The sequence below is a fragment of the Desulfobotulus sapovorans DSM 2055 genome, assembly GCF_059569355.1.
Genome location: NZ_JCANVJ010000015.1, coordinates 1 through 15,314 on the forward strand (window position 1 = coordinate 1; position 15,314 = coordinate 15,314).

Here is a 15,314-nt window from a genome sequence, read left to right on the forward strand (position 1 = left end):
GCAAACTACCCATTTGACCCAAGGGTGTCAACACCTTTTTTTCCATCTTTTTTCTTTTTTCTTAACTTGCTTGAAACATAAGAATTTTAAAAACTGTTTTTTCAGAACATACCCAAAAACAGCTCACAAAAAGCTCTACAGCAGAACCATCCGACAGGGAAAGCATACAAAAAACGCAGTGCCCCTACCACTCCCGCCGAAAAAAATCCTGCTCCCTTTCGTCGCCACAAAGCCCCGAGCCATTGGGAATGATGGTGCATCCGGTAGCAGGAGCATCCGAAAACTCCGACACTGAACGCACCGGAACGCCAACATTCCCCCGCGATATCACAAGAGGAACACGGCTTTCTCCCATTTTTGCCAGAGCCATCCTGTTTCTCCAGAGCTTCAGGTTCAATCCGATTCCCTCTGAAAAAGAGATCTCTCCATAAGAAGCCTCCTCCCAAAAACGGGAAAAAGCCTCTGTGACCGCCATACCCTGATCCAGATTTTTCTTCAGACTCAGGATGCGGTAACGATCCTGATGGTCTTTAGCAATGGGATAGAGAGCTATTGTTTTAAAACCATCCGGATCTTGTATCCATTTTTCCAAAAGGTTCCTGCAGGAAGGACAGGACGGAGAGAAAAAAATCTGAACCTCTCCAACGATTCCTTCTTGAAGAGGCCAGGGGGCAATCCCCTCCCGGGCTGCCCCCAACAGAGCTCCAAAGAACAAAAGAAACCACACCCATAAGAGACATCGATAGAGCAGAACGCCGTTACGAAAACACCAAAATCCAAACATTCCAAAAAACGCAGCCACAATAAGGCAGGATATACAGGGCCATAAAAAAATCTGAAAAACAAGAAAGATAAGATTGCACCCCAGTACCAGGGCCGTAAACAGGCGAAACCAGCGGGTCTCGAAAAACCAAGGGGCAAGCCCCCCCATCATCAGAAAAACCAGAGCGCCGACGAGATAAAGAGAAATCCCGAAAACCTGATACCCTTTGTACACATCACAGCCGGAAGTCAGGCAGAAAGGATCGCTGATTCCCCAAAAAGACAGAAGGCAAAAAATAAAACCAGAAAACCCCAGAAAAGATAAAGTCCACCGTGTTCCAGCTTTCATTGAAGACGCTCACCCAGTTTTTCCGCCTGAAAACCTTCTACCATATGACCGTTTACAAAAAAAACCGGCGTAGAGCTGATCCCAAGGGTCTGGGCGTCCATACGTTCCTTCCGAATTTTTTCCTGGTAATGGGATTCAAGATAGGCCAACGCGGCAGCACCGTCTTCCCCCCATTTTTTTTTCAGCTCCGGAAAAGCGGCTAAAAACTGCTGCAAAAGTACCTGGGGATCCTGCGTAAAAGTCAGATTTTCATAAGCAAAATCCACGACCTCAAGCACCCTGAAATCTCGGGTTTCCACATCTGTAAGCACCATGCAGGTAACCTCGGAAATCCGATTCAAAGGAAAATGCGCCAACCGCAGGGTCTTGATCTTCTCCCGCTGTCCTTTCAAAAAAACCCACCCCTTACGGCAGTACGGACAAAAGGGATCGGAAACCACGACCATCTCATGCTTGCCCTTTCCCCTGAAGAGAACTGTGCCGAAATCCTTGGGAAGATTATCAATTTTACGCAAAACAGCCATGGAGTCTTCCATAAGGCTGCGCCCTGTAGACAAATCCTGAATATCCGTGAACTGCAACTGACCGCCGCCATCCACAACCAGTAGAAGCTGTTCTTCATGGGTGTCCGGAGCCGGCATCCTGAGTTTCACTTTCACGGCAAAAAGAACACTTCCATTCACTTCTACAGGCACCTGCTGGACAATCCGAACATTCTCCCTGGAAAAGGTTTTAAACCTCTCATCCCTTTCTCCCCAGGAAAACCGGGTACGTCTGGCAATACTTTCTTTGAGGTTCTCAAGATTAAGACCGGAACTTTCTTTTACCGTCTCCCCTGCTACAAGTGTACAGGGCATGAAAAAACAGGCCCACAAACCAAAAACAAAAAGCCAGAATCTGCACCAGACCGTAGAAAATAAACGCATACAACCCCTTTTCCTCAGTGTTGAATAAAAAATGCATCCAAAATAAATCATAAAAGCATCAGGGCCTTTTCCGCAATCTGATCCAGGGGGAGAACATACTCCGCCCCTCCCATCCGGATGGCTTCCCTGGGCATACCAAAAACCACACAACTTTTTTCATCCTGGGCAAGGGTTCTTGCTCCAGCATCCCGCATTTTTTTCATACCCGCAGCACCATCCGCCCCCATACCCGTCAGAATAACCCCCAGAGCATTGGCTCCTGCATAGCTGGCTACAGAATCAAAAAGCACATCCACAGCAGGACGCTGATGATGTATCAGGGGGCCTGATTTCACCTGCACATAATATCTCGCCCCACTGCGCCGCAGCAGCATATGAAAATTCCCCGGCGCGATAAGGGCCTGCCCCGGTGTTACGGCATCCCCATCCTCCGCTTCCTTCACGGAAATGGTACAGAGATCATCCAGTCGCTTGGCAAACGCTGTGGTGAAACGGGCGGGCATGTGCTGTACCACCAGAATACCCGGAGCATTTGCGGGCATACGTATCAATACTTCCCGCAAGGCCTCCGTCCCCCCGGTGGATGCCCCAATGGCAATCATCTTGTGTGTGGTTACGCGCAACGCCAAAGGAGCAGGATGTACCATTTTTTTCTGTTCCCCTCCGGATTCAGAAAAACGCCGATTCACCTGCACACCCGCAACGGCCCGGATCTTTTCCGCAAGCTGAACACTCATATCCCCGACGGAATAGGCGGATGTCGGCTTGGAAATCACCTCCAGCGCGCCACTGGCCAAAGCTTCCAGGGCCAGTTCACTCCCTCTGGGGGTCAGGGAACTGACGATGATGACAGGAAGCGGATAATAATGCATAAGCTTACGCAAAAAGGTAAGACCATCCATACGGGGCATTTCAATGTCCAGCGTCACCACATCCGGCTTCAGATGAACAATTCTGTCCCGTGCCACATATGGATCGGGAGCTGTTCCCACCACCTCAATCCCCGGCTCCCGCGACAATTCTTCCGTAAAGACCTTGCGGACAATGGCCGAATCATCCACAACCAGGACACGGATAGATCCAGATCCCATAGCACCCTCCCGGTACTGCTCCTTTCAGGAGCGAATTTCCATCCATACACCTATGGGAGCCTCCAGGGATTCCACCAGAAGAAAAACCCCTTCCCCCGCAAAGAAATGTGGCGTCACGGAGGATGACGAAAGCATTTCGGGTATCCCAAGAGAAAAATCTGCACTGCTGTCATAGATACTGAAGGTATTCCCCGCTACCATATTGACAATTTCCTTCAGGGTACCAGCCATCTGTTCCGGCCCCACCTCCGTACTCCCCATAAAATCCGACGTCATGGTCTTGAGCAGTTTTTCAGGAATAAGCATCAGCAGAGAACCTGAAACAGGCCCTTTAAAATCAAGCTTTGCCGCACAGATACGGGCTTCCCGAAAAAGACCACTTCCCTCCAGACTCTCCTCCGGGTCAAACTCAAGGGGCATGTAAAACATCGTTCCCAAAACTTCAGAAATCGAGTCCTGCATCGCCTTCTTCAATCGCTGTTCCATGGGGAGCTCCTAAAATTGCCAGCAGTTTTTCCCTTATTTTTTCGGGGGTAAAGGGTTTTTTGATATACCCCGAAGCCCCCATACGCAAAAAAGACTCCACTTTTTCCCGACTGCCTTCCGTTGTCACGACCAGAACGGGGATTGTGGCCAGAAGGGAATCTTTTTTCAATGCCGCAATCATTTCCATGCCATTCATATCGGGCATATTGTAGTCCGTGACCACAATATCCAGCCAATTTTCTCCAATCCGGGCCAGGGCTTCCCTGCCATTGGCGGCTTCCAGGAATTCACCATCCCCATAGCCCGCAGCACGGATGGTTTTGATAATCACAGCCCGCATGGGCTGGGAATCATCTACCACCAGAATTTTAAATGCCATGAGTTCTCCCTTCTGCCCTTCATCCAAAAGACCCGATCAGGTCTTCCACCTCACGAATCCGTTCACCAAAACCTGCGATAATTTCCTGTAGATCCCTTGCATCCAGCGCCAGTGCCTTCAGGGCTTTCTTATGAAAACGATAGGCAAGACCATCTGTTCCCACGCCAATTCCCAACATAATGCAGACCTGATCGGCCACATGAATCACATTGGTAGCAGCATCGGTAAAGGCATAACCTTCAGGAATATGGGAATTCCAGATCAGATTCTGAAGCCTGGGACTAAAACCCCATTTTTTGGCCACCACTGCGGAAAGCTCAGAGTGATCCACACCCAGAATTTTTTTTTCCGCCTCCCGAAAACTGTAACCATCCTCAGTAACCAGGCGTTGAATCCGATCCAGACGCTCGCCCACAAAACGACTGAGAATCACCTTACCGATATCCCGAAGCAAGCCCGCAGTAAAGACAAGCTGGCGATCCTGAATCCCGACACGCAGGGCAAGATCTCTGGCGATAATGGCGCAACTTACGGCTTTTTTCCATAAAGCCCCCTCATCCAGCCCATATCCCTTCTGCTCTCCTGAAAAATTGGCGGCACCGCACTTCATCACCACCAGATCCACAATACGATCCATTCCCAAAATATTTACGGCATCATGCACGGAATCAATGGCATGTCCCCGGGTAAAATAGGCAGAGTTACACATTTTCAATAAGTCCGCCGTAATATAGGGATCAAAACGGATCAGGCTGGCTATTTTTTCCGTATCTGCCCTGGGATCCTGGGCCAGTGCCATCACCTGCTGGGCAATCTGCGGCATGGGTTTCAGGCTGTCAACTTCACGGATCAGTTCCGAGATGGCACGCATAGCTTTCTCTCCCCTTCTCCGCCCACCTTGATATGGACATCTCCGGAAAAAATATCCAGTCGTACGGTGCGGTTCACGTTCCCCCCAACCTCTTCATGGCTTGCAATCACATTGTTGCGAAAAAACATCTTCTTTACAGCCATGTGATTGCGCTTGCCTATATTAAAAAAGCCCTGCTGATCCAGAATCTGGGCACCTCCGGCAATCACCACTTTCATGCGCTGTTTCTGGGCACCAAGGGCATAGGTGGCCTTAAAAAGAGCGGGAATCCCCGTATCTGCAAACATGTAAGGATTTTTTCTGGCCTTTTCCTGATCAAGAGAGGATTCCGGCAGCATGTAATGCAGCATCCCCCCAACCCTCACCACAGGATCATAAATCACAATCCCGATACAGGATCCCAGAGAATAGGTGACCAACTCATCGCCCGTATTTGCACTGACCTTCATATCGGAGACACCTACAATCACTTTCACGGGCCCTCCTCATCCCCGGTTTCAGACCTCAAACCTTCCCACCCTGCTTTTTCTCCGCTCTCCCCATCTGCCATCTCAAAAAGACCTGCCATGTCAAAAATAAGCCCCACACGCCCATCTCCCAAAATGGATCCTCCTGCCAAAAAGGCCAGACGGTGAAAAGTTACCCCCATACTTTTGATGACAAATTCCTCTTTTCCCAGAAGCTCATCCAGAAGAAGGGCCCGTTTGCGTCCCTTATTCTCCACAACCACCACAATCGCCTCCCAGGGATTGACATCATCGGCATCAGCACCGCAAAGACGCCCGAGGCGGATGATGGGAACAAGCTCCCCTCTGGTCATCACCATCTCACCCTGCCCTGCCACAGTAAAAACATCCTTACGTGCAGGCCGGAAAGATTCCACAATGGCAATGGCGGGTATAATATAGCGTTCCCGCCCTACCCGAACCAGCATCCCTTCAATAATGGCCATGGTCAGGGGCAGGGTCATCACAAAGCGCGTCCCCGAACCCAAATGAGAGTGAATCTCCAGACGACCGCGCAGGGTTTCCACCACTTTCTTCACCACATCCATCCCCACCCCGCGACCCGAAACATCGGTCACCCTGGATGCTGTGGAAAAGCCCGGCTGAAAAATCAGGTCAAAGATCTCGGACTCCGCCAAGTTCGCGTCCTGGGAGACAAGCCCCCGCTCAACCCCCTTTTGCCGTATTTTTTCCGCATCAAGCCCCCGCCCGTCATCCTCCATCTCAATAACAATATTGCCCCCCTTGTGATACGCCATCAGGCGTATCAGGCCCTTTTCCGGCTTTCCCGTACCCCTGCGCTCTTCCGGAGTTTCCAGGCCATGATCCACGGCATTCCGGATCATATGCACCATGGGTTCATACAGGGTTTCCACCACATTGCGGTCGATTTCCGTATCCTGCCCGGACATCTCAAGACAGACATGCTTTCCAGAGCTTCGGGCAAGCTCCCGCACCAGGCGTACCATCTTCTGAAAAGTCGTGCCGATCTGTACCATACGCATCCCCATGGCCAGCTTCTGGATATCCGAAACAATCTGCCCCATACGCCCCATCTGCTGGGTACAGTTCTTTTCCTTGACGAGAACCATCTGACGCAACATGGACTGGGCAATCACCAGCTCTCCCGTCAGATCCACAAGGTTATCCAGCTTTACGGTGTCCACCTTTACCTGCTGCCCCGAAATCTTCCCGGCACTCCGCCCCCGTTTCTGATCCCGCAGGGCAGCAATGACCTCCTTAGGTTCCACCTGGGCCTCACGTACAAGGATCTCCCCCAGAGGCCGTCCTTCAAGTCCCTGGTACTCCAGCCCCCGCTCCACATCCTCCTGGGAAACCACCCCTTTTTCTATCAGAATTTCTCCAAGTCGGCACTCCACGGGTAAGGCCTTGTACTGATCCATGCGATCAATCAGAGGGTGGATATCAACATCGCATGGAGCCATCCTCCCCCCTTCTCCAAGACTGGTTTCCACACAAAAAAGCAATCTGCGCAGGATATCGACGGAAGCCAGAACCATATCCACAACTTCAGGATCCACCATCAAGCTCCCCTGCCGCACACTGTCCAGAAGATTTTCGGTACTGTGGGCAAGACGGTTGATCTCAAAAAGATCAAGAAAACCTGAAACACCTTTAATGGTATGAAAAGGCCGGAAAATGGCATTCAGAATTTCCATATCCGATGGATCTTCCTCAAGATCAATGAGGCGCACTTCAATGGATTCAAGACTCTCCCGTGATTCCAGAATAAAATCGGAAAGAATATCCATATCCTGGGCAGAAAAAACCCGCTCTGCACTTCCTGTTTCAGCACTTTCTGCCTTTTCGGAAGACCCTTCGGAAGGTTTCTCGATTTCTCCCGACTCCTTCCCCTCCAGCAACAGAAGAATGTCCACAATCTCGCCTGACCATGCAACGCCTTGGATCCTGGCCCTTTCCATCTCCTGCAGCAGTACCACAGCCTCCTCCAGAGGCTCAGAATTCAACACTTCGCTCAGAATAAGACGTTCGACAAAGGCCCGTATACCTTGCTGCACCCGCACCATAGACTCCGGCGCCTCTGCCGTCTTCAAGGCATCCCCCAAAGCCTCCAGATTGGAAAGCAGCTGCCCTAACCCCGGCACATCATCCACCTCAAGGGTCACCACACGCAAGGCGACTTCATCCAAAACCTTCTGAACAGCAAACCCCGTCTTTTCCATAGACTTCCTTCCCGAAACGGATCAGCTTTTAAGGTAAATGGTAGGCTGCACATAGCGGAAGCGATGCTGAATCCCCATGAGACTTTCAGAATGGCCGATAAAGAGGTAACCACCAGGGCGAAGAACATTGAAAAATTTTCCCACAAGAAGTTCCTGGGTAGGCTTGTCAAAATAAATCATGACATTACGACAGAAAATAACATCAAAGGACAGGCTGGAAGGAAACACATCCATGAGGTTGAAGCGGCGAAAGGTCACCAGATCCCGGATCTCAGGACAAATGCGGACACGTCCCTGCATACGCCCCTTACCCTTTAAAAAATAACGGTGTACCAGATCCTGAGGAAGATCGGCAACCCGGCTATGGGGATAAACGCCTGCCTGAGCCGTTTCCAGTACCCGCGTTGAAAGGTCAGTGGCCAATATTCTGAGTTGAAAACGCCCCGATCTCTGCGCTTCTTGCAGACACATGGCCAGGGAGTAAGGCTCCTCCCCGCTGGAACACCCGGCACTCCATACATGCAGATCCCGGCGTTCTTCCCGCTGCATACGCTCCCGGATGGATGTCAATCCCTCGGTTTCCAAAAACTCAAAATGCCGTTTTTCCCTGAAAAAACTGGTGAGATTGGTAGAAATAGCGTCCAGCATATGCACCAGTTCATCTTCCGCATCCGGTGCTTTCAGAAGTTTCAGGTAATGGCTGAAACCCGGAAGGCGCAATTCCCTGAGACGCTTGGAAAGCCGGGAACGTACCAGCTCCTTCTTTCCCTCATGCAGATGGATGCCGCATTTTTCATAAACCAGGCGACTGAACAGGGAAAAATCTTTGTCATTCAATTCATAGGTAGGGATGCCTGTCATGGAACTCCCTGAAACGATACGGATCCGGGCACTTAAACATGTTTGTCCCCCAGAATATCCAAGCCCGTCACGGTAAAACCGGAATCCCGTACCGGGATGCCCTTTTTGATAAACCACCGCCACAGGCAGTAATGGAGTGCTGAGCAGAACAAACACAGCAAGACGACAGTACAGATTGCTGTTACTATACGGCGACTTCCCTTCCCCTGTCAATTCAGGAAAACCTAAACGAAAACGGGCCATAAAAAGACACATCCGGAGAAGGAAAACCTTCACCGGATGTGATAAGGCACTCTATTGTTTTTAGAATAGATCAAAAAACCACGCGATTCCGTCCCTCTGCCTTGGCCCGATACAGCATGGCATCCGCCCGGGCCAGAAGGCTGGCCCCGTCCCTGTCCTCTTGGGAGGCCATGGTGACACCAAAACTGGCAGTAACCCGCAAAAAAAGATCTTTCCCCGCATGAATTTGCAGGGCCTCAATGGCAAGTCTCAGACGTTCCGCCAGGTCGGCAGCCTTCTGCCCATCGGTCTCCGGAAGCAATAAGGCAAATTCCTCACCGCCGTAACGGCAAAAAATATCCCCAGCACGAATCTTGCCACGAATCTCTCCTGCAATACCTTGCAACACGGCGTCTCCGGCAAGATGCCCATGGACATCATTCACTCTCTTAAAATGATCCAGATCAAAAAATACGAGGGAAAAATCCTTTCCATGACGCTGGGAGGCTGCCAGGAAACGGGTCATCTGCCGGTCAAGTTCCCTGCGGTTATAACAGCCGGTCAGGGTATCCTCAGACACAGCACCCTCCAGCCTGCGGATACGGACATGATTCAGAAGAGCTGCACGCATACCGGCAAGCAGGGTTCCCAGAATCTCGTCATGGTAGGGTAACATCCGGCGTCCCGTGGAAAGATAAAGATGAGCCGTAAAATCCTTTTCCTGAAAACTCCGTACATCAAGATTTTCCCGTAAAATATTCTCCTGAAGAGATTCGCTGTCCGATCCTCCCATGAAACGGATATTGGTATCGGCATCCAGGCCCAAGTCTTCCATTACGATACCTGCAAAGGCATCCCGGAAGGTATCCGGATCAATCCAGACGTCCACACCCGCCTCATCCCGTATAACAAAACCAAAAAGACGATATTCCAGCATTCCCGAAAGGCAGCGGGCGACTTCAGCAAGAAGACCATCAAGGTCTTCCTTTTCCTGCATCGCCAGAAGATGCTGGTTCAGCAGACGGTAATCTGCCTCCCGAACCCATCCCATCATGCGCCCAATGCTTCGCATGCCGTTTTTGATCTTAAGCTGTAGGGGGGGATGGGGTCTCATGGCTGCCTCCTTTTCATGTCATACGGTATCGCCTCTAAAACTGAAAAGAATTCCTTGCAATTCAGATGCCATCACAAAAAAGTCTGTCATTTCAAAAAACCACACCTCCGGGCAGGACTGCTTTCCCCAAACCAACGTCGTTATTCCGTCGTCCGTCAAAAAAACGACAATCCTGCCTGACTGCCTTCCTTACCCCACCCCAGACAGGCACGATGAATTGACAGACAGAAAATGCGTCCTATTATGAAGAAGAATTTTTGTGTGGCAGAACAAAAACCACCAAACCCCTGACAAAAAAAAGGAACTGCATGGAAACCAAAGAAGAATTTCTGGCGCAGATGCTGGCACAGACCAAACCCCTCTGCCCGCACTGCCAGAAAGAGATGCACATATGGGAAGTCCCCCCCTATACCTTCAGTGATGGCTTAGGCTGGGGATCTCCCTATGTCTATGTCTGTTACAACAATCTTTGCCCTGTATTCAGCCAGGGCTGGGAAAATATTGAGAACAATTACGGTCATAAATCCTCTTACCGCTGTCTCCGTTATCCCTTTGAAGACCGTTTTGAACTCATGACCGTCTTTGGTCACGAAGGCGGGACGGATGGGCTTATCACCCAGGAATCCCTCGACGATCAGGAAAAACTGAAGGAAGCCATCAAAACAGGCTTTTCCACCCTGGCAGACTGTTATGTAAACAAGGACATCGTCAAAATTGTCTCCATGTTTTCCGATCACAACGAACCGGTACGGGTTCGCTTCAAGGCTCTGGAAATGCTGGGGGACATCTGCGATACCCATGAGGTGGTGGAACCCATGCGTAATGTCTCTCCCTATAACGAAAAAATGAGGGAGGCCATTGCTGAGGCCATCGAAAAAATCCACAAACGCTGTTTTACCCGTGAATGTCCCTTCTGCATGGAAATCATCAAGCGCAGGGCCAACATCTGCAAGCACTGTGGCAAAACTGTAGACCCGCTGGTCTAATCTCCCCCCCAAAAAAACAAAAAAGGGACACCTCCCGATAAAAGGAGTGTCCCTTTTCATTGTTACAAGCCTCGTATGCCAATCAGCTTACATGGCGCTGCACATTCACATTCAGCGTATCATAGGTACGAAAAACCAGCCGTTGACGCAGTACCCGGTCTCCAGCAAGGGGCGTGAGGACGTTTTCCCCCTTCCACGCAGCCAGGATTTCAAAGGATGGTATCCGGGAAAGCCCTTCCCCCAGCTTTTTTCCCGTTATGCCGTCATGGATGAGGGCTGTACTGCCATCGGAAACCACGGCAAAGGGCAGTTGATGGGAGGGACTCAGAATGCGGGCCGCAGCCACCGCCTCCCGCACCCTGGAATCCAGGGATGCTGCCGCACATTTGACAAGCATCAGAGGAAGGTCATCCACAGAAATGACAAGATCCAGCTCCGTATCATAGCTCTCTCCATCCAGATCCAGATGCAGGGGGAAGTCCACGGAAATGGTCTCTCTGGGGTAGCCCTTACCGTTCACCAGATATTTTTCCACGGACTGACGGTTTTCCTCAGCCCCCACATTGGGCACCTCTTTACCTGTGATAAAATCACAAAGAGTCCTGCACTGCATGGTTTCCTCCCCCAGGCCCGTCAAAAGACCCTGAAATTTTCCTCAGTCTGTGATCAGACTTATGCCTGTCATCTCTTCCGGAATCTCAAGCCCCATGATCTCAAGCAGGGTCGGAGCCACATCGCCAAGCCGCCCGGATCGCAAGCGAATCTGTCTGCGCGTTTCATCCACCAGGATCAGGGGAACAGGATTGCAGGTATGGGCCGTATGCATCTTACCCGAAGTATCCTGCATCTGTTCAGCATTGCCATGATCTGCTGTGATGAGAACGGGAATATGTTTTTGACGCATAACAGTCACAATGCGGCTCACATTCCGATCCACAGCCTCACAGGCCGCACAGGCCGCCTCCAGATTCCCCGTATGGCCCACCATGTCCATGTTGGCAAAATTCAGCACCATCAGGGCATACTCCCCTGAAGCCACCTTTTCCAGAAAACGATCCGCCACAAGAGCGGCACTCATCTCCGGCTTTTCATCATAGGTTTCCACTTCTCTGGGAGAAGGCACCAGCACACGCTCTTCACCGGCAAAGGGCGCTTCCTCCCCTCCGTTGAAAAAATAGGTGACATGGGCATATTTTTCCGTTTCCGCAATACGCAGCTGGGAAAATCCTGCCCGGCTCACCACCTCCCCCAGAATATTCTTAAGATGCTGGGGGCCAAAAGCTACGGGGAGATCAAATTTTTCATCATACCGGGTCATGCAGACCCAGTCCGCGGAAGGGTTTTTCGCTCTTACAAAAGGCTCAAACTGCGGATCCGTAAAGGCACGGGTGATCTGACGGGCCCTGTCTGCCCGAAAGTTACAGAAAATTACGAGATCCCCGTCACGAATCTGGCCTGCTTCACCCTTGCCATGGGAAAACCGGACAGGCTCCAAAAACTCATCCGTCACGCCTTGGCTGTAGGATGCTTCCACAAAAGCGCAGGGATCTTCCGCCACCGCCCCTTCGCCAGAGGTGTAAAGCCTGAAGGCCCGCTCCGTACGCTCCCAGCGGGTATCCCTGTCCATGGCGTAGAAACGGCCGCAGAGGGTGGACACAAAAGCCTCAGATATCTCCTGAGTAAAATCCAGAAGCTCTTTAAGATACCCCAGCCCGGACTTCGGCGCGGTATCCCGGCCATCCAGAATGGGATGCAGGGCTATGGAGGAAAATCCCCGATCCTTTGCCAGAGCAATGAGCGCTCTGAGATGGGACATTCTGGAATGCACCCCTCCATCGGAAAGAAGCCCCATGAGGTGACAGGTACTTCCCCGCTCCCTTGCCCTTTCCATGGCCTGGATCAGGACGGGATTGCTGAAAAAAGAGCCGTCTTCAATGGAACGGTCAATGCGCAAAAGATCCTGATACACAATGCGACCCGCCCCAAGGTTGAGATGCCCCACCTCGGAATTGCCCATAATCCCCTGGGGAAGCCCCACATCCGGGCCACTGCAGGCGAGGGTGGTGGCAGGAAAGGTACGTATCAGTTCATCCAGCACCGGTGTCCTGGCATTCTGAACCGCATTGCCCGGCCCGGCATCGGCAAGCCCCCAGCCATCCAGAATCATCAGCAGACAGGGCTGTACCTCAGGCATCACTCCCATCCCCTTCATCCCACTTCGGTGCCTCGTCATCCTCCCACTCCCAGAAGACGTCCTTTTCCGCCTCGGGATCCGGATGGGTCAAAGCCTTCTGCACCATTTCCGAAATCAGTGCTTCACCAAAGCGGGGCGCATCGCTCCAGAGTCCCTCCAGATCATAGAAGTCCCGTACAGGTTCATGGAAGATATGCACAATCACATCCCCGTAATCCATGAGTACCCATTGGCCCTCTTCCACCCCGTCAATACTCAGGGCCTTAACCTTGACGTCCCTGAGTTGTTTGCGCATATGATCCGCAACAGCCTTGGCCTGACGGGTGGAGTTCACTGTCATGATCAAAAAGACGTCGGCATAAGCAATGAGTTTTCTTAAATCCAGCGCCACAATATTTTCGGCTTTGCGGCTACAGGCCGCTTCCAGAAAAGGCGTCAGCAATTTTTCAAGTTCAGCATGCATGGCAATACAATCCTCGGTCACGGATATAGTCACAGACCGCCTCCGGAACCAGACCGGTGACGGAGCGCCCCTCAGAGATCCGCCTTCGAATCTCTGTGGCACTCACCGCAAGGGGGCTTACGGAAATTCTTCGGATCTCCGGCCGCCCCGGATACAAAAAACGATCCCCCGCAGGGGCATATTCCGGCAGCACCCCTTCCAGCACTTCAGAAGGCGTATCCGGCCGGGTCATGACCCAGAAGGGTATTTTCGACAAAAGGGCCTCCCATTGATGCCAGGAGCGAATACCGGCCATGGCGTCCATGCCCAGCAGAAAACAGAAATCCGTATCCGGATGGGCTTCCATCAGAAAGGAGACCGTATCCCAGGTGTAGGACGGCCCCTCTCGCCGAAGCTCCAGATCCGTAACCCTAAATTCCGGATTTCCTGCAATGGCAAGAGTCACCATGTGAAGGCGGTCTTCGGCGGAAACCAGATCCCCCCTTCCCGCCTTCCAGGGCGGCACACCCGCAGGTACAAAAAGCACCCGATCCAGTCCCTGGCTTTGCAGCACTTCTTCTGCAATACCAAGATGCCCCATATGCACGGGGTTGAAGGTACCGCCCAGGATGGCGGTTTTCAGACGTGCGGCCATGGAGCTTTCAGGCCCGCACCTGGCCATCGCCAAAGACCACGAATTTTTCCGTGGTCAGCTCCACAAGACCCATGGGACCGTAGGCATGGAGCTTGGATGTGGAAATACCAATCTCCGCCCCAAGACCCAGCTCCCCGCCGTCGTTGAAACGGGTGGAGGCATTCACCATCACGGCGGAGGCATCCACTTCCCGGATAAAGCGCAAAGCCCTGCCCCAGTTTTCCGTGATGATGCTTTCCGTATGCCCGGAATTGTACTGGCTGATGTGGGCCATGGCCGCATCCAGGGAATCCACCACCTTCACGGCAAGGATGAGATCGAGGTATTCGGCGGGCCAGTCCGCTTCCGTGGCGGCCTCCGCTTCCACCAGGGCACAGGTGCGCGGACAACCCCGCAGTCGAACGCCCGCCTCCGTCAGCGCCCTGGCCGCAAGGGGCAGAAATTCCGCCGCCACCTTTTCATGCACAAGAAGGGTCTCAAGGGCGTTACAGACACCAGGCCGCTGGCACTTGGCGTTGAGGAGGACGGGAAGGGCCTTGCCAAAGTCCGCATCCGCATCCACAAAAATATGACAGACTCCCTTGTAGTGTTTCAGAACGGGGATTCTGGAATTTTCCGTGACAAAGCGGATCAGCCCCTCGCCCCCTCTGGGAATGACAAGATCAATGCTCTCCTCCTGCTGAAGCAGAAAAGGAAGGGCCGCCCGATCCGTCATGGGCAGAACCTGCACCGCTTCCTCAGGCAGACCCGCATCGTTTAAGGCTTTCCGGATGGTCTCCGCCAGCACCCGGTTGGAATAAATGGCCTCGGAACCGCCCCGGAGAATCACCGCATTGCCCGCCTTGAGACACAGAGCCGCCGCATCCACGGTGACATTGGGCCGGGACTCGTAGATCATGGCGATCACCCCCAGAGGAATGCGCATCCTGCCCACCTGAATGCCGCTGGGCCTCAGCACCATGTCCCGGATGGCACCCACGGGATCGGGAAGCTGGATCACCTCCCGAACGCCCTGAATCATGGCGTTCATCACCTTGTCCGAAAGGATGAGGCGATCCACCATGGCAGAAGACAGGCCGTTTTTCCGGGCAGCTTCCACATCCCGGCCATTCTCCGCCTGAATACGGGCCTTGTCCGCCACCAGCTGGTCACAGAGCTTCTCCAGCGCCAGATTTTTCTGGGCGGTACCTGCTGCGGCAAGCCTTCGGGAGGCCATCTTCGCCTGACGCGCCATGATCCGGATGCTTTCTTCCATTCAGAAGCCTT

At 52.3% G+C, this 15,314-nt stretch carries 16 protein-coding genes; 1 reads left to right on the plus strand and 15 read right to left on the minus strand.

Annotated elements, in window-relative coordinates:
- Nucleotides 1–184: 184 nt before the first annotated feature.
- The 10 genes from BR04_RS10965 to BR04_RS11010 form a co-directional block, all read right to left on the minus strand.
- A complete protein-coding gene (locus BR04_RS10965; protein WP_496356055.1) occupies nucleotides 185–592 on the minus strand; it encodes a hypothetical protein in 408 nt (135 codons plus the stop codon).
- Between the two features lie 515 nt (nucleotides 593–1,107).
- The gene (locus BR04_RS10970) at nucleotides 1,108–2,037 is read right to left on the minus strand and encodes a DsbA family protein (protein WP_496356056.1); all 930 of its coding nucleotides are present in this window, start codon (nucleotides 2,035–2,037) and stop codon (nucleotides 1,108–1,110) included.
- 47 nt (nucleotides 2,038–2,084) lie between these two features.
- On the minus strand, nucleotides 2,085–3,128 hold the full coding sequence (locus BR04_RS10975) for a protein-glutamate methylesterase/protein-glutamine glutaminase (protein ID WP_496356057.1): 1,044 nt from the start codon (nucleotides 3,126–3,128) through the stop codon (nucleotides 2,085–2,087).
- 24 nt (nucleotides 3,129–3,152) lie between these two features.
- The gene (locus BR04_RS10980; protein ID WP_496356058.1) at nucleotides 3,153–3,614 is read right to left on the minus strand and encodes a chemotaxis protein CheX; all 462 of its coding nucleotides are present in this window, start codon (nucleotides 3,612–3,614) and stop codon (nucleotides 3,153–3,155) included.
- Nucleotides 3,571–3,993: a response regulator gene (locus BR04_RS10985; RefSeq protein WP_496356059.1), complete on the minus strand. Its 423-nt coding sequence runs from the start codon at nucleotides 3,991–3,993 to the stop codon at nucleotides 3,571–3,573. The genes BR04_RS10980 and BR04_RS10985 overlap by 44 nt, the downstream gene beginning before the upstream one ends.
- Nucleotides 3,994–4,012: 19 nt before the next feature.
- Nucleotides 4,013–4,864 (minus strand): HDOD domain-containing protein, encoded by an 852-nt coding sequence (locus BR04_RS10990; RefSeq protein WP_496356060.1) that lies wholly within the window; start codon nucleotides 4,862–4,864, stop codon nucleotides 4,013–4,015.
- Nucleotides 4,843–5,340, minus strand: a complete 498-nt coding sequence (locus tag BR04_RS10995; protein ID WP_496356061.1) for a chemotaxis protein CheD — start codon at nucleotides 5,338–5,340, stop codon at nucleotides 4,843–4,845. Before BR04_RS10995 ends, BR04_RS10990 begins: the two co-directional genes overlap by 22 nt.
- On the minus strand, nucleotides 5,337–7,574 hold the full coding sequence (locus BR04_RS11000) for a chemotaxis protein CheA (RefSeq protein WP_496356062.1): 2,238 nt from the start codon (nucleotides 7,572–7,574) through the stop codon (nucleotides 5,337–5,339). Before BR04_RS11000 ends, BR04_RS10995 begins: the two co-directional genes overlap by 4 nt.
- Nucleotides 7,575–7,595: 21 nt before the next feature.
- Nucleotides 7,596–8,435 carry a CheR family methyltransferase gene (locus tag BR04_RS11005; protein WP_496356063.1) on the minus strand — a complete coding sequence of 280 codons (840 nt, stop codon included), beginning with the start codon at nucleotides 8,433–8,435 and terminating at the stop codon, nucleotides 7,596–7,598.
- 313 nt (nucleotides 8,436–8,748) lie between these two features.
- Nucleotides 8,749–9,771, minus strand: a complete 1,023-nt coding sequence (locus BR04_RS11010; protein ID WP_496356064.1) for a GGDEF domain-containing protein — start codon at nucleotides 9,769–9,771, stop codon at nucleotides 8,749–8,751.
- A 308-nt stretch (nucleotides 9,772–10,079) separates the two neighbouring features.
- Between BR04_RS11010 and BR04_RS11015 the strand changes: the two genes are divergently transcribed.
- Entirely contained in the window at nucleotides 10,080–10,757 is a 678-nt protein-coding gene (locus BR04_RS11015) for a zinc ribbon domain-containing protein (protein WP_496356065.1), read from the plus strand.
- 82 nt (nucleotides 10,758–10,839) lie between these two features.
- On the opposite strand, the gene BR04_RS11020 is transcribed toward BR04_RS11015, so the two are convergent.
- Genes BR04_RS11020 through BR04_RS11040 form a run of 5 tightly spaced genes read right to left on the minus strand, consistent with a single transcriptional unit; the run spans nucleotide 10,840 to nucleotide 15,303 of the window.
- Nucleotides 10,840–11,370, minus strand: coding sequence for a type I restriction enzyme HsdR N-terminal domain-containing protein (locus tag BR04_RS11020; protein WP_496356066.1), 531 nt, complete (start codon nucleotides 11,368–11,370; stop codon nucleotides 10,840–10,842).
- A 42-nt stretch (nucleotides 11,371–11,412) separates the two neighbouring features.
- A complete protein-coding gene (gene gpmI, locus BR04_RS11025) occupies nucleotides 11,413–12,951 on the minus strand; it encodes a 2,3-bisphosphoglycerate-independent phosphoglycerate mutase (RefSeq protein ID WP_496356067.1) in 1,539 nt (512 codons plus the stop codon).
- Entirely contained in the window at nucleotides 12,944–13,414 is a 471-nt protein-coding gene (gene rsfS, locus BR04_RS11030) for a ribosome silencing factor (RefSeq protein ID WP_496356068.1), read from the minus strand. The genes gpmI and rsfS overlap by 8 nt, the downstream gene beginning before the upstream one ends.
- The gene (gene nadD / locus BR04_RS11035; RefSeq protein ID WP_496356069.1) at nucleotides 13,404–14,048 is read right to left on the minus strand and encodes a nicotinate-nucleotide adenylyltransferase; all 645 of its coding nucleotides are present in this window, start codon (nucleotides 14,046–14,048) and stop codon (nucleotides 13,404–13,406) included. Before nadD ends, rsfS begins: the two co-directional genes overlap by 11 nt.
- A gap of 7 nt (nucleotides 14,049–14,055) precedes the next feature.
- Nucleotides 14,056–15,303, minus strand: a complete 1,248-nt coding sequence (locus BR04_RS11040) for a glutamate-5-semialdehyde dehydrogenase (protein WP_496356070.1) — start codon at nucleotides 15,301–15,303, stop codon at nucleotides 14,056–14,058.
- Between the last annotated feature and the right edge of the window lie 11 nt (nucleotides 15,304–15,314).